The organism is Vibrio antiquarius (genome assembly GCF_000024825.1).
Taxonomy (GTDB): Bacteria; Pseudomonadota; Gammaproteobacteria; order Enterobacterales; family Vibrionaceae; genus Vibrio; species Vibrio diabolicus.
This window is the reverse complement of the sequence record NC_013456.1, coordinates 152,221-167,746: the sequence shown is the minus strand read 5'-3', so window position 1 is coordinate 167,746 and position 15,526 is coordinate 152,221. Positions and strand designations below refer to the sequence as shown.

At 38.9% G+C, this 15,526-nt stretch carries 14 protein-coding genes; 13 read left to right on the top strand and 1 reads right to left on the bottom strand.

Translation table 11 applies throughout. The features are described from left to right. The first annotated feature begins 7 nt into the window (after positions 1 to 7). The 4 genes from VEA_RS00825 to wecA all read left to right on the top strand — a co-directional run bounded on the left by VEA_RS00825 (position 8) and on the right by wecA (position 5,053). Positions 8 to 1,984, top strand: coding sequence for a capsular polysaccharide biosynthesis protein (locus VEA_RS00825; RefSeq protein ID WP_006742494.1), 1,977 nt, complete (start codon positions 8 to 10; stop codon positions 1,982 to 1,984). Positions 1,985 to 2,032: 48 nt separating this feature from the next. Next, positions 2,033 to 2,791 carry a 3-deoxy-manno-octulosonate cytidylyltransferase gene (gene kdsB, locus VEA_RS00820; protein WP_006742493.1) on the top strand — a complete coding sequence of 253 codons (759 nt, stop codon included), beginning with the start codon at positions 2,033 to 2,035 and terminating at the stop codon, positions 2,789 to 2,791. Positions 2,792 to 2,823: 32 nt separating this feature from the next. Then, positions 2,824 to 3,675 (top strand): 3-deoxy-8-phosphooctulonate synthase, encoded by an 852-nt coding sequence (gene kdsA, locus VEA_RS00815; protein ID WP_006742492.1) that lies wholly within the window; start codon positions 2,824 to 2,826, stop codon positions 3,673 to 3,675. Positions 3,676 to 3,922: 247 nt separating this feature from the next. Continuing rightward, positions 3,923 to 5,053 carry a UDP-N-acetylglucosamine--undecaprenyl-phosphate N-acetylglucosaminephosphotransferase gene (gene wecA / locus VEA_RS00810; RefSeq protein ID WP_006742491.1) on the top strand — a complete coding sequence of 377 codons (1,131 nt, stop codon included), beginning with the start codon at positions 3,923 to 3,925 and terminating at the stop codon, positions 5,051 to 5,053. A 3-nt stretch (positions 5,054 to 5,056) separates the two neighbouring features. Here wecA and VEA_RS00805 read toward each other — a convergent pair whose 3' ends face one another. Next, positions 5,057 to 6,382, bottom strand: a complete 1,326-nt coding sequence (locus VEA_RS00805) for an MBL fold metallo-hydrolase RNA specificity domain-containing protein (RefSeq protein WP_012841184.1) — start codon at positions 6,380 to 6,382, stop codon at positions 5,057 to 5,059. Between the two features lie 871 nt (positions 6,383 to 7,253). Here VEA_RS00805 and tviB point away from each other — a divergent pair. The 9 genes from tviB (at position 7,254) to VEA_RS00765 (ending at position 15,510) form a co-directional block, all read left to right on the top strand. After that, complete coding sequence (gene tviB, locus VEA_RS00800; RefSeq protein ID WP_006742489.1) at positions 7,254 to 8,534, top strand: Vi polysaccharide biosynthesis UDP-N-acetylglucosamine C-6 dehydrogenase TviB; 1,281 nt, start codon at positions 7,254 to 7,256, stop codon at positions 8,532 to 8,534. Between the two features lie 134 nt (positions 8,535 to 8,668). Next, positions 8,669 to 8,890, top strand: coding sequence for a four helix bundle protein (locus tag VEA_RS24660; RefSeq protein ID WP_208855290.1), 222 nt, complete (start codon positions 8,669 to 8,671; stop codon positions 8,888 to 8,890). Beyond that, positions 8,853 to 9,875: an NAD-dependent epimerase/dehydratase family protein gene (locus VEA_RS00795; RefSeq protein ID WP_006742488.1), complete on the top strand. Its 1,023-nt coding sequence runs from the start codon at positions 8,853 to 8,855 to the stop codon at positions 9,873 to 9,875. The genes VEA_RS24660 and VEA_RS00795 overlap by 38 nt, the downstream gene beginning before the upstream one ends. 62 nt (positions 9,876 to 9,937) lie before the next feature. Next, positions 9,938 to 11,182 (top strand): lipopolysaccharide biosynthesis protein, encoded by a 1,245-nt coding sequence (locus VEA_RS00790; protein WP_229607890.1) that lies wholly within the window; start codon positions 9,938 to 9,940, stop codon positions 11,180 to 11,182. A 7-nt stretch (positions 11,183 to 11,189) separates the two neighbouring features. After that, positions 11,190 to 12,068 (top strand): glycosyltransferase family 2 protein, encoded by an 879-nt coding sequence (locus VEA_RS00785; protein ID WP_006742486.1) that lies wholly within the window; start codon positions 11,190 to 11,192, stop codon positions 12,066 to 12,068. 2 nt (positions 12,069 to 12,070) lie between these two features. Continuing rightward, entirely contained in the window at positions 12,071 to 13,090 is a 1,020-nt protein-coding gene (locus tag VEA_RS00780; protein WP_006742485.1) for an EpsG family protein, read from the top strand. Positions 13,091 to 13,134: 44 nt separating this feature from the next. Then, positions 13,135 to 14,286, top strand: a complete 1,152-nt coding sequence (locus tag VEA_RS00775) for a glycosyltransferase family 4 protein (protein ID WP_012841183.1) — start codon at positions 13,135 to 13,137, stop codon at positions 14,284 to 14,286. Next, the gene (locus tag VEA_RS00770) at positions 14,283 to 14,879 is read left to right on the top strand and encodes a sugar transferase (RefSeq protein ID WP_041852869.1); all 597 of its coding nucleotides are present in this window, start codon (positions 14,283 to 14,285) and stop codon (positions 14,877 to 14,879) included. Before VEA_RS00775 ends, VEA_RS00770 begins: the two co-directional genes overlap by 4 nt. After that, a complete protein-coding gene (locus VEA_RS00765) occupies positions 14,872 to 15,510 on the top strand; it encodes an acetyltransferase (protein WP_006742484.1) in 639 nt (212 codons plus the stop codon). The genes VEA_RS00770 and VEA_RS00765 overlap by 8 nt, the downstream gene beginning before the upstream one ends. The last annotated feature ends 16 nt before the right edge of the window (positions 15,511 to 15,526 follow it).

Below are 15,526 nucleotides of genomic sequence, written 5' to 3'. Positions count from 1 at the left end.
TAATACTATGTGTAATAGGGTAGTAGTACTATCGAGAGGAATAATCCGTATTTCGAATCTGACAAGTTTTTTAGGTTCAAAGCTGGTTTTGCCCATTTTTCGGTGGTTGTATAGCTGCAACGTTGTTGTCGGGTGGGGCTTTAAAGCCACTGCAAAGCGAGCCAGAGATTATGCTGAAAAGCATGATCTTACTTACGTAGCATTGGAAGATGGTTTTCTGCGTTCTATTGGCTTAGGAGTGGCGGGCGCGCAGCCTCTGAGTTTGGTTGTCGATGATGTCGGCATCTATTATGATGCAAGACAGCCATCGAAACTTGAAATTCTGATCAAAGAAAGTGAAGGTTTAGGCTCTGACGAGCTTGTGCGCAGTCGCTTATGTATTGACGCAATTCGTCAGTATCGACTCTCGAAATACAATCAAAGCCAGCGTGATGAGAGTTTATTAGAAGAAAAACCCAAGGTGCTGGTCATTGATCAAACTATGGGGGATGCTTCTGTTGAGGGGGCGCAAGCCTCTCAAGATACTTTTGTGGAAATGCTGAAGCATGCTGTCGAGGCAAATCCCGACGAAACAATTTGGGTGAAAGTTCATCCTGATGTTGTGCATGGAAAGAAGAGAGGTTTTCTTTACCCTCTACCATTTGAGCATCCGAATATTCGGCTGCATACGGAAAAAGTAAACCCTTGGGATTTTTTAGATAGCGTTGAAAGTGTTTATACCGTTTCCAGTTTGATGGGATTCGAGGCGCTCTTGGCCGGAGCTAGTGTTCATTGTTTTGGTATGCCGTTTTACGCCGGTTGGGGACTAACGCACGATATACAGCAATGTCCTCGCAGAAACATTGACCGTTCGCTAGAACAGTTGTTTTATGCAGCATATATACAATATGCACGCTATGTAGATCCTATTCTTGGAGAGCGATGCGAGATTGAGCGCATTATCAGTTATATTGCTGATACTCTAAAAGTTATGGCAAAACCTTCTAGAACAGTTTCCATATCAAACTTGTCGTGGTGGAAACAACGATGGATTGGTGACTACCTGAAAGCCTGGCGGTTTGAGAAGGTGAGTTCCGAAGCGGAAGAAATGCTGCGCTGGGGTCGTGGGTCGTTGGATGAAAACAGCTATTGTATTGAAGATGGCTTTATCCGATCTGTAGGGTTAGGGGTGCATTTTAATCGTCCGGTATCTCTTGTGTGCGATTCGCGTGGTATCTACTTTGATGTCCGAGAGCCCAGCGATTTAGAGTATATGTTGGAGAACCAAGATTGTACTGCATGGGATTGTGCGCGATCGCGGGCGTTGATCGCTCAACTGCTGACCGCTAACCTGACGAAATACAATGTTGGTAGCGAGTGTGCGCTTTCTTTACCTAAAGGTCGCAAGATCATTTTGGTGCCGGGCCAGGTAGAGTCTGATGCGTCAATCAAGTATGGCTCACCGGAGACCTATCACAACGAGGCGCTTCTTAAAGCTGTAAGGACGGCCGAGCCTGATGCCTACATTATTTATAAGCCACATCCCGATGTTTTGGTCGGCCAGCGAGACAACGGTAATTGGCAGGGAGATTTCATTCACGTAGCCGACCATGTTGAACCCCAGGCTTCAATGGCAAGCTTATTAGAAATAGTTGATGAGGTTCATACCATGACGTCCTTAACCGGGTTTGAAGCATTGTTACGAGGCAAGAGCGTCACCTGTTACGGTTTACCGTTTTATGCGGGCTGGGGACTGACTAATGATAAACTGAATTGTGCAAGAAGAACGCGTTCTCATTCGGTCGAAAGCTTGGCTTATTTTGCCTTGATAGAATACCCGACTTATGTGGATCCTGTTACGCGTCAAACGATGACAGCAGAACAGGCGGTGACTCGTGTAGCACAAATGAAAGCTGGAAAAGTGCAAGTCAAAGATACCAAGCTACAGTTGTTACTCGCAGTGAAGAAAGCTAAAAATACGCTCAAGCGATTTATCCGATCTTAGATCTGTCTTTTATTTCTAATCAACGTCACTCACAAAGATGGAACGTTAATGTCTAATATTCATATTGTTATTCCAGCTCGCTTCGGTTCAAGCCGATTGCCTGGCAAACTCATGCTGGATCTGGTGGGCAAGCCAGTGATTGCACATGTTGTAGAGCGTGCCCTGACCTTGACAGACTCGGTCTACGTAGCGACAGATAATCAAGATATTTTTGATGTTGTCAGTCAGGCTGGTGCAACGGCGGTCATGACCTCGGAGAAACACAATTCCGGCACCGATCGCTTAGCTGAAGCCGCGATCAAGCTAAACTTTGCTGATGATGATATCGTGGTAAACCTCCAAGGAGATGAGCCACTGATGCCGATCGCGCTGTTACGGCAAGTCTCAGCCCTGCTTGATGCCCATAGTAACGCTGGCATTGCGACACTAATGCAGCGCATTAAGCATGTAAAAGATTTTATCAACCCTAACGTGGTAAAAGTAGCTCAAGGCGAAAGATGCAAAGCCCTTTACTTTAGTCGAGCTCCAATTCCTTACTCGCGTGATGAGTTCTCTACTGAAATGGCTGAATTGCCACAAGGCGACTATTTCCGACATATCGGTTTATATGCCTATCGAGTAAAGACGTTAAAAGCGATTACTCAACTTACTGAGCATCCTCTTGAGTCTTTAGAGAAACTGGAGCAGTTACGTCCGTTAGCTCACGGCGTCGAAATCGTCATTGATGAGGCAAGTGAGGAGCCTGAGCACGGTATTGACACTCTTGAAGATTTAGAACGTGTTCGTCATGTTCTACTAGCTAAATAAATATATTCATTAAGATAAAAACGGAAACCCCAATGAACCAGAAAACCGTAAACATCGGTCATATTGAAGTTGCGAATGACAAACCATTCACTCTATTTGGTGGTATGAATGTCCTAGAATCGCGTGACTTAGCGATGCAGATTTGTGAGTACTACGTAAAAGTAACGGAAAAGCTTGGTATTCCGTATGTTTTCAAGGCGTCATTTGATAAAGCGAACCGTAGCTCTGTGCACTCTTATCGTGGTCCAGGTCTTGATGAAGGGATGAAAATTTTCCAAGAGTTGAAAGATACATTTGGTGTGAAAATTATCACTGATGTTCATACCGAAGCTCAAGCACAGCCAGTTGCTGAAGTGGTGGATGTGATTCAGCTACCTGCATTTTTAGCTCGTCAGACAGATCTTGTAGAAGCGATGGCTAAAACTGGTGCGGTGATCAACGTCAAGAAACCCCAGTTTATGAGCCCGGGCCAAGTAGGCAATATTGTAGAAAAGTTTGGCGAGTGTGGGAACGATCGTATAATCCTGTGTGAACGTGGTGCTTGTCATGGTTATGATAACCTAGTTGTTGATATGCTTGGCTTTGGGGTAATGAAAAAAGCATCGCAAGGTAGCCCAATCATTTTTGATGTGACGCACTCATTGCAAATGCGAGACCCTTCTGGTGCCGCGTCAGGCGGACGTCGTGAACAAACGGTTGAGTTAGCTCTTTCTGGTATGGCAACCGGGATTGCTGGTCTGTTTATGGAAGCTCACCCTGAACCGAATAAAGCAAAATGTGACGGCCCGTCTGCGTTCCCGTTGGCGAAACTAGAGCAGTTCTTATCTCAGGTTAAGCAAGTCGATGACCTAGTTAAGAGCTTTAGTGCAATTGATATCAAATAATCACTAGTTTTGATTTTTAAACGTTGTCTAATCGTCACATAACTAAGTTTGGCTTTGTTTAAAACTAGCTATTTATAAAAGCAAGCGCATTTGAGCTTGCTTTTTTGTATAAAATCTAATTCAAGAGAATTTATTTGATATACAATTAGTAGGTGATTTTGATAAACGCAGGAACTAATGCCTGTTAGATCACAAACCGCGTGCAAGCAAGTTTAGCTAAATCAGATGATTTAATGAAAGCCGCAAAATGTTTCTTATAACTATACTTATCACAACGGAACTTGGTTTGATCTCTCTCGTTTTACTTACTGTCAGTGTGTCTTTTATTAGCTTGTTTACTTTCAGGAAGCTTGCTCTTGCCCATGACTTCGTCGATAGACCATCATGTCGCAAAAAGCATATTGGAGATGTACCTGTAATAGGCGGTTTGTCCCTCTTTGTCACGATTACTTTAGCAAGTATGTTTGAAGGACAACTTTTGCCAAATCAGCAAGACTTTCTTGCATGTGGTTTAATACTGACTATTATCGGCACAATAGATGACAAGTTAGACATCAGCGCTTCTTTCAGGCTGTGCGTCATTACCGTTATATCCGTTTGGCTTACACTTGGTGAAGGGATTGCGCTTACAGAGCTTGGCAATCTATTTGGATTTGGGGTACTCAACGTAGGCAGTGCAAATGTTTTGCTAACAACGATTGCTATCATTGGTTGTATTACAGCATTTAATATGGTCGATGGAATTGATGGTTTATTGGCGTCTTTAGCATCAATCACATTTTTAGCTTTAGGGTTCATGTTTTACCAAGCTGGAGAAGTAAAGCTAACAATATTCTGTTTTATCTTTGTGCTTTCCATGTTCCCGTACATATTGTGTAACCTAGAGCTGATCCCTAAGCGCTCATTTAAGGTATTTATGGGAGACTCAGGAAGCTTTCTGATTGGTTTTACTATCGTTTGGTTACTAATACATAGCTCGCAAAGTATTTCTAATGAGGTACAAGCTATTTTAATGAAGCCTGTCACGGCCTTATGGCTAATTGCCGTTCCTTTAATGGATATGGCAATGGTCATGCTACGTCGTTTAAGGAAGAAACAGTCTCCTTTTAAGGCAGATCGTTTACATCTTCACCACATATGTATGCGGTTGGGTTTGTCATCGCGACAAACTTTAGCATTCATTACCTTCTGGGCGCTATTGTTTGCCGCGTTTGGAATTTTAGGGCAGGTGTTTCAGGTGCATGAACACGTCATGTTGATACTCTTTTTATTAGCATTTACATGTTATGTCTTCATCATTAGCTACATTTGGCGTATTACCTGCTGGATTAGAAAGCGATTTCAAATTGGTAAGACACATGTAACGGTAAGTAGCTGACGCTTATTTAACAACGGTGGAGCCTTTTTCTGTTAAGTTGGATTGTAGGGCTCTTTTTACTTTATTTTCACCATGAATTAAATGCACTTCTTTCGGTGGTGGATTAATTCCTTCTACAAAGCGAATTAGATCGGATTGATCTGCATGAGCAGAATAGCCAGACATCGTATGTATTTGAGCTTTCACTTTAATTTTCTTTCCTTCGATATCAACCTCACTCGCACCCTCTTGAATTTCTCTCCCTAGCGTTCCTTCTGCTTGATAGCCAGCAAACAGCACATCATTACGACTATCTGGTAACAACGCATTGAGGTAATTCACCACTCGACCACCTTCGCACATCCCAGAAGCAGCAACCACAATAGCCGGTTCAGAAGTGCTCGCCAGACGATTCACCAATCTCATATGTTCAGCATGAGTCTCAATCGTAATACATTGTTCAAACCCGAGAGGATGACGATGTTGCTCCAAACGCCTTTTTGCTTCTTTACCCCAAAGTTTTTTAAAGCGCCGATAAGTCTTTGTCACTTTTCGTGCTAAAGGCGAATCAAGAATAATTGGTAGGGCACCATGTAAAGACTCCTGGTGCAGAAGCTGTTCGATATCGAATAACAGTTCTTGTGTCCTACCGACACTAAAAGCAGGAATAACAATCACACCACCATCTTCCAGCGCATGTTCGATAATAGAGAGCAATCGAGTACTTTTACTTTTCACGCTTTCATGTTGCTTATCACCATAGGTCGACTCAATAAACAAATAGTCTGCTTTTTCAGGAGGTTTCGGATCTGGGAGTAAAGGCGTATCACTGGGACCGAGATCACCAGAAAATACCACTACGTCATTATTTGAGAGTTTAAATTCCAAATAAGCAGAACCTAAAATATGGCCCGCAGGTTGAAAGCGTATATAAGCCAACCCCTTAAGAGGAAGCCATGTATTGTACTGACATGGCACCAATCGTTGCTTAATTAGATTTAATATATGTTGCCGTTGATGTTTGCCTAAACCCAGCTGTAGCTTTAATCCGTCCTCTAACATAAGAGGGACCAATTCAGCAGTTGCTTGTGTGCAGTAGATTTTGCCTTTAAAACCAGCAGCGAGTAACCATGGTAATCGGCCTATATGGTCAATATGAGCATGGGTCAGTACCAGCGCTTTTACCTTGGTTAAAGGAAACTCTATAGCCAGCGAACGATCATTACGACCTACCAATGCATCTTTACCTTGAAATAACCCGCAGTCGATCAAAATGCTCCCTTGCTCAAGTCGCAGTTCGTGACAAGAGCCCGTCACCGTATCCTTCCCACCATGATGAAGTACTTTCATAGCTATCTCCTTTTCATAGGCATCAATGTAATGAATCGAAGAAAGAAGAGGGAGGGTAACCGACCAGATAAACACGAAAGTAGGAGTCAAAATGCTAGGGGAGTGTTAAGCGGTGCTTTAAGTTGCATTAAATTGTGATGCATATTCCACATAGGCAACTTTTTGCATTTTGTAATAAATATAAACGAATAAATGCGTATTATAAAACGCGCTTTAGGTAGGTAGAATTTACGATTTTCTGGTTAAACTGACACCTCATATCTTGGTTAGTTGTCATAAAAAAGCCATTTTTTTGTCAGTCTTGTACTTTTCGTTGCAACCTGTTTGCTATACAATCCTTTGCCTTGAGCACAAATGATAAAAAACCAAATGCACTGCCTTTAGGAGCCAGACCTAAGGGCGGTAGCGTGCCAAAAAGCAAAACAAAGCTCTCTAAGTGACATAAAAATGTCACCAGATAAATATAAATACAATTAAGCACATAGTTGCATTTCTGGCAAGGTCGGCTTTTATAAAAAGTGCGCCTAAACAAATAATTAACTAAATGTCCCATTACGTCAGAGGGGCAATTCAAAGCTGCGATGACAGTTTTTGAGTGATAATTGGCTAGGCATAAGGTTCCTCCCTTCTATTTACCGTCCACGTATCTAGTTCCGTAGAGTGTTCTCGTTGCACATATACTCATGTGCTCTATCAACGTGTCTACGGCATGCCTAAAACATCCATATTCGCTATTCGAATACAAATCACTCTTACAAGTATTAAGAACTTCTCAAGGGATGCCCTGTGCGTCCTTCGTCTATCTACGCCTTTGGTTACCCTAACCAGACCTAAAGGCGTTCTAAAAATCTAAACTTGCTAGGAACTAAAAATGAACTTTTCATTAGAAAACGCCAGAGTTGGCATCATTGGCTTAGGTTACGTTGGTTTACCACTTGCAGTGGAATTTGGCAAAAAATCACCAACGATTGGCTTCGATATCAACCAAGATCGTATCGATGAACTCTCTGCCGGACGCGATAGCACATTAGAATGCAGCGATAATGAATTAGCAGAAGCAAAATACCTTTCTTATACTTCCTCTCTTCAAGAACTCAAAGAGTGCAATGTTTACATTGTTACCGTTCCTACTCCAATTGACGAACACAAACAACCGGATTTAACGCCTCTTATTAAAGCTTCAGAAGCGTTGGGTACAGTAGTAAATCAGGGCGATATCATCGTTTATGAATCAACCGTATACCCAGGTGCAACAGAAGAAGATTGTATTCCCGTTGTTGAGCGTGTTTCTGGCCTTAAGTTTAACCAAGACTTTTTCGCAGGCTACTCTCCAGAACGAATCAACCCGGGTGATAAAGAACACCGAGTCACGAACATTCTTAAAGTAACAAGTGGCTCAACGCCAGAAGTCGCAGAGTTTGTCGACCAGCTATACAAAACCATCATCACTGCAGGTACACACAAAGCGTCATCAATTAAAGTAGCCGAAGCTGCCAAAGTAATTGAAAACACACAGCGTGATGTAAACATTGCATTAATCAACGAGCTATCAATCATCTTCAACAAGCTTGGTATCGATACGCTAGAAGTGTTAGAAGCGGCAGGCACTAAATGGAACTTCTTACCATTCCGTCCAGGTTTGGTAGGCGGTCACTGTATTGGTGTTGATCCGTACTACCTAACGCATAAAGCGCAAGCAGTAGGCTACCATCCTGAAATGATTTTGGCTGGCCGACGCCTAAACGATGGTATGGGGCAATACGTTGTTTCTCAGCTGGTGAAAAAAATGCTGAAAAAACGTATTCACGTAGAAGGCGCAAACGTACTTGTTATGGGCCTAACATTTAAAGAAAACTGCCCAGACCTACGCAATACCAAAGTGGTGGATATTATCTCTGAGCTAAAAGAGTACAACATCAACGTCGATGTTATGGACCCTTGGTGTTCAAATGATGAAGCGCAGCATGAATATGGCTTAACGCTTTGCGAAAAAGAAAAGCAAGGTCATTACGACGCGATCATCATGGCGGTCTCTCATAACGAATTTAAAGAAATGGGTGTTGAGAAAATTCGTACTTTGGGTAAACCAGAACACGTATTGTACGACCTGAAATACGTTCTAGATAAAGAAAGCGTAGATATGCGTCTATAAGGACCTAGAATCTAGAGCTTCAGAGCCGAACCATGAAATTCGAACAGTTAGAAGTTTGGAAGTGGTCATCACGCTTGGCGAACCTCGTTTATACATTCATGCGAGATTGCTAAGGTTATGGATTTAAAGACCAAATAACACACTCGGCTCTGTCTGTTCCTTCAAATATCGCTGAAGGCTTTCAAAGAGAAACCGCGAAAGAAGAAGCGCGGTTTCTTTATTACGCTAAAAGCGTTTTAGGGGAACGCCTTACACAAACTTATATCGGTATAGATGTAGGTTACATAGATCTTAGACCTTCCCCACACGGAAAACACAATGACCAAATACGAACAAATCCAACAAGAACTAGTTGAATCACCAAAGACGTGGTTAGTAACGGGTGTTGCGGGCTTTATTGGCTCAAACCTACTGGAAAAATTACTCAAGCTTGATCAAACCGTAGTGGGTTTAGATAACTTCGCGACAGGCCATCAACACAACTTAGATGAAGTTAAAGGTCTAGTAAGTGAAGCACAGTGGGATCGTTTTACCCTTATTGAAGGAGACATCCGTGAGCCGAAAACATGCCAACAAGCCGTAAAAGGTGTTGATTACGTACTACACCAAGCAGCACTCGGTTCTGTACCTCGCTCTATCGCTGATCCACTAACCACAAACGCAGCGAACATCACCGGCTTTTTAAATATGCTGGACGCCGCAAAAGAAGAAAGGGTAAGCAGCTTTACTTATGCTGCAAGCAGCTCGACATACGGTGACCATCCAGCACTGCCGAAAGTGGAAGAAAACATCGGTAACCCGCTTTCTCCTTATGCGGTAACTAAATACGTAAATGAGCTTTATGCCGGTGTATACGCCCGCACTTACGGTTTTAAAACGATAGGGCTTCGTTATTTTAATGTATTTGGTCGTCGACAAGATCCTAACGGCGCTTACGCTGCGGTAATTCCAAAATGGACAGCAGCAATGATCAATGGTGAAGATGTCTACATTAATGGTGATGGTGAAACAAGCCGAGATTTTTGCTATATCGATAACGTTGTTCAAATGAACCTGTTAGCAGCAACGGCAAAAGAAGACGCAAAAGACGAAGTATACAACGTAGCTGTTGGTGATAGAACCACATTAAATGAACTATACTATGCAATTAAAAATGCGCTGAACGATAATGGTGTTCTAGTCGATGCTGAGCCTAAATATCGTGATTTTCGAGCAGGAGATGTGAGGCATTCTCAGGCTGAGATATCAAAAGCTAAAAATAAGCTAGATTACTTACCAGAGTTCAAAGTATTGAAAGGTATAAGTGTCGCCATGAAATGGTATAAAAATGAAGTTCTATAATGACTAAAGACATATTTCACAGATTATTGAATCATAAAATGATAAGGAATGTTCTTATTCTTATGTCAGGAAGTGCGGGGTCTCAGGTAATAGGTATTTTATTTATACCTATTATCACAAGATTCTATGGTCCAGAGGCTTATGGAATATTAGGTGTTTTTATTGCTTGTCTTGGAGTTTTAATTCCATTATCTACCTTTGGTTTTCCTGGTGCAATTGTGCTTCCCAAAGACGAAAGAAAAGCAATTAATTTGGCTAGATTATCAATATTAACCTCGTTGATTGTGTTCCTTTTTTCTTTTGTTATTATTTTTTGTTTTGGTGAGTATGTTTTTAATCAAATCAGTGATGGTAAGTTGATTGATTTTATGTACTTAATTCCTATAGGAATGCTAATGGGAGGGTGGCTTGACGTTTCACACCAGTTATTAATACGAAAAGGCGATTTTAAAACAATAGCTTCTATTTCCATATTACACTCCTTTTTGAATTATGGTGGACAAGCCCTATTGGGTTTTTTAAATCCAATAACTAAGTTTCTATTGGTAATCCATGTTGCTAGCTCAGCTATCAGAGTTATTACTTTAAATAAATTAGGAATGTTTGGCTTCTTTAGTTTTGGATTTATTAAGTTGCCAAATGATTTTAAGGAAATTATATATGAATATAGGGAGTTTCCTTGTTATCGAGCACCTCAGATGATTATAAATGCTCTTTCTCAAAGTGTGCCTGTTATTCTATTTGCTTCTTTGTTTTCTCCTGTTTCAGCTGGCTATTATGCATTGACTAGAACCATATTAAACGTACCCATTAGGCTTTTAGGTAACTCTCTTCAGAATGTTTTTTATCCTAATTTTAATGATTTGGTCGTTAACTTGAAATGTTGCTCCAACCTCTTGTTAAAAACGATGTTTATATTGTTTTTACTAGGTTTAGTCCCATCCCTGATAATTTTTATTTATGGTCCTGATATTTTTTCTATTGCTTTCGGTGAAAAATGGAGAACATCAGGTTCTTATGCGCAATGGCTTACTTTATGGCTATATTTGGTTTTGATTACTCGACCAGTTGTAGCTGCTATTCCAGTATTGGGACTTCAAAGATGGTATTTGGTTTTTGAGGTTGTTAGTATTATTGTTAGATGTTTGGTTTTTATTTTTTCAGCATCGTTTGAATTAGATGAATTGTCAGTGGTGGCTATATTTAGCTTGTCTGAAGTTATTTTGCATATAATTCTGGCTGTAAAGGTTTATATGTCTTCAGTTAGTCATGATGTGAAAATTAATCAAATGAAACTTATTGGATAATATAATTATGAAGTTAGGTGTTTCAGTTGTTATACCATTGTATAATAAAGAAGAGTTGATTGAAAGTTGTTTGATGTCCGTCATTAATCAGTCTAAGAAAGTTGATGAGATTATAATTATAAATGACGGTTCTAAAGATAACTCTGTAAATGTTGTTAAAAATGTAATTGAAAATAATAAAGATCATAATATCATACTTTTTGAACAAGAAAATCAAGGTGTTTCGGTTGCAAGGAATAAAGGAATAAGCCTTGCGAGCTTCGAGTATATATGCCTCTTGGATGCCGATGATTTGTGGAAAAAAGAATTTATCTCTAAGGTTCATGAATTAATTTATAATTATCCTGATGCAAGTATGTATTGCTTGGGGCATGAAGTTGTGAGAAAAACGGGAAGATTTAAGCCTAAACATGGGTTAAAGAGTGGCTTTCAAGGCTATGTGGATGACTTTTTTAAGTCTTCACTGGTTGGAAGTGTAGCTAAAAGTTCAAAAGTTTGCATTAAAAAGAGTAAGCTTGAACAAGGGAATTTGTTTCCAGAAGGTGTTACGGCAGGAGAAGACTTGTATGTCTGGATTAGCTTAGCTTTAAAAGGGAAAGTCGTTTGTGATACTGAATCTTTATGTATAGTTAATCAAATAGAAGATGAGTCCAGAGGAGCTCGAGTTAATTCAGTTCCATATCCATTAGAGTATTACTCAAGAAATAAAGAAGAATTAACTTTTCATGCCAAAAATTATATTTCTCTAATAGGATATAAACATGCAATATCGGCATTGTTCAAGGGTGATATTAATCTTTTTATAAAGAGATGGGTTCTTACATATAAATTTTCCAGAGTTAGGGCTGTAATGCCATTTTATCTTTTATATATAGTGATTAATTAATCATGCTTCTTGTTGGAAAAAAGAATAGTTATTTTTTTGTTGTATTTTCCTTTATTTTTCTATTTGCTATACTCCCTTTGTCCTTTTTAGTAGGTGGTAGAGATATAAGCATTGGTACGGATACGGAAAATTACTATAATTTGTATTATTGGTTTGTCGAAAGTAAGTATATGGCTCTGGAGCCTGGCATCTATATATTTGCATATATATCTAATTTTCTAAACGGTGGAGCTTTTCTGTTTTTTTCTTCAATATTTATATTCTATTATTTTTGTATAAGTTTCTCTTATTATAATTTTTTCTATTCAAAGTTAGCGTTACAAGAATTTCTTGTGTTTTATATTTTTATTTGGGGGGCTTTATTGGCATCTAGTTGGTTTCAAGTTGCCACAATTAATGTATTGAGACATGGATTAGCTTTAACAATTCTTTACTCTTCTGCTTCAATGTTGATGAATAAAAAATATATCTTTGGAGGGTGTCTATATGTTGTTTCGATACTCTTTCATTATTCTTTGATTATGGTTTTGCCTTTTGTTTTTTTATTTTTATTGAAAGAGAGGATGTTTTATTTCTCATATTTTTTATTGGCAGTTTTTTATCCTTTAGGGCTGAATGAGATTTTAATTAGCTTTCTCTCTAGTATAACTGGAATTCCTTTATACTCTTTAGTGTCAAGTTATGCAGAGGATAATTCGCTATATGTGGGTTTTAACCTGTATTTTTATCTCTATACTATATTTTGGACGTTATCTGGATTATTTATAATCAGATTTTTTTGTAGACCAGAAATGAAGTCACTTCTTAAAGATATGCTTAGGATTTATAGTGTCTTATCAATGATATATTTTATGTTTGGGTTTGCTGCATTTTCCAATAGATATGCTTTTTTTTCTTGGCTTTTTATCCCATTTCTTCAAACTGCACTAATGTCATCTGTTAATGTCATTTCTAATATAAAAGCTTACATTGCATTGCTTTTTTTAATTATTGGTTTTATTAACTATTACTTTTTATTTTAAATTTAATAAAATGTTTTTCTTAACTATATAAATGGTTTTTACGTATGAGAGTTCTTGTTTTAGGGGCAAAACCTGCATCTTTATATAATTTTAGAGGGTGCTTTATAAAGAAATTGTCTTCTTATGGCTATAGAGTATGTTCTATTGCTTCTGGGGCTTCTGAGCAAGAGATTAAGAAAATTAATGAACTGGGGTCTGAGTATAAAGATGTACATATTGGTAGAAGTGGTATCAACCCATTTGTTGACTTTAAAACATACTACTGCTTACGGAAACGGTTAAAGAAAGATAGTTACAATATAATATTATCATATACTATTAAGCCAGTGATTTGGGGGGGGTTAGCTGCTCGCTCGGTTCCTGACTGTAAGTTTTATGCGTTAATTACCGGGCTTGGATTCGCTTTTCAAAAAGGTAGTTGGAAGAAGAGGTTATTGAATAAGCTTGTTGTCTTTCTATACAAAACCGCTTTAAAAAACTCAGAAAAAGTAATTTTTCAGAATCCAGACAATAAAAAGGTCTTTATCGAACAGGGAATAATTCCAGAAGATAAAGCTTGTATTGTCAATGGTTCCGGGGTTGATCTATCACACTACACTTTATCGCCTTTAGCTGTAGAGAAAACAAGGTTCTTGCTTATTGCTCGTTTATTGGGCGATAAAGGGATTCGAGAATACATACGTGCAGCTAATATTGTTAAGAAACAGTACCCAACCGCACAATTCCAATTAGTTGGACCTGAAGATCCATCACCTGACGGAATTTCAATAGCAGAACTGAATGATTTGAATATTGATAACGCAGTCGAATACAAGGGTGCTACTGCAGATGTAAGACCATTTATCGAAGAATGCACAGTTTTTGTATTACCGTCTTATCACGAGGGTTTGCCAAGAACTGTACTGGAAGCCATGGCAATTGGTCGACCTATTCTTACGACAGACGTTCCTGGTTGTAGAGAGACAGTAGTAGATGGATTAAATGGTTTTCTAGTTGAGAGAGGAAATGTAGAACAGTTAGCTTCAAGAATGATTTGGTTTGTAGAAAATTCTGAAAAGTTGTCAGGAATGGCTCAAGTCAGCCGAGCGATGGTTGAGGAAAAATTTGATGTAAATAAAGTGAACGAGGATCTCAGTAGAATTATGAATTTAGATAACATTAATAATTGTCAAAGAAGTAATGAGAGATATAAATGAAGCGTTTAGTTGATTTTCTAGCTGCCTTGATGGCTCTAATATTGCTTTCACCAATAATAATAATTACAGCAATGTTGATTTTCTTTAAGTTAGGCTCTCCTGTCTTATTTACACAAGATCGTCCTGGAAAGCATGGGAAAAGATTTAAGATGTTCAAGTTTAGAACTATGACAAGTGAAAAAGATGAATCAGGGCAGCTATTACCAAATGAACAGAGAATGACAAGTTTTGGTAATAAATTAAGGTCGACTAGTCTAGATGAACTCCCTGGACTAATTAATGTTTTAAAGGGAGATATGAGTTTAGTTGGACCTCGACCATTATTAGTTGAGTACTTGCCTTTATACAGTGAAGAGCAAGCTAGACGTCATGAAGTTAGACCCGGTATTACTGGTTGGGCTCAAGTTAATGGAAGAAATGCAATTTCTTGGGAAGAGAAATTCAAACTTGACGTATGGTATGTAGATAATCAGAGTTTTTTTTTAGATTGCAAGATTATTTTTTTAACGATAAAGAAAGTATTTATTAGAGAAGGGATTAATAGCTCTGATAATATTACGATGCCCAAGTTTAAGGGTGAGGTAAATGAGTAAGTCATTAATAATTGTAGGAGCAAGCGGGTTAGGTAAAGAAGTTGCTTGGTTAGCAAAACGCTTAGGTATTGATATTCTGGGTTTCTTAGATGATAGAGAGGAACTTATTGGATGTAGTTTTTATCATTATCCAGTTTTGAATACGGTATCTAATTGGAGTGAATATAAAGACTGTTATTTTTCTGTAGCTATAGCATCTCCTAGAGTGCGAAAAAAGATAGTAGAAAAAATGAAGTTATCGGACGAGCCAAAATTTGTAACGCTAATCGATCCAAGCGTTGTCATTGAAGAAGTTGATAATATTGGATTAGGGTCCATTATTTGTGCAGGTTCTGTTATCACTGCAGATGTTATCATTGGCGAATTTGTAATAATCAATAAATTAGTTTCAGTTGGGCATGACGTAACCATTAACGATTTCTGTACTATCTCACCCAAAGTAATGCTAGGTGGAAACGCTAATATTTCAAATGGTACTGAAATAGGTGCTTCATCTTCTATTCGGCAAGGGCTCAGTCTAGGTGAGGGCTCTGTGGTTGGAATGGGTAGCACAGTAGTAAAAAATGTAGATTCAAATAGCCTCTATTTCGGTTCTCCAGCAAAAAAAGTAAAAGAATTGTCTCCATTTTAGCTTCTAGCTCCTATAA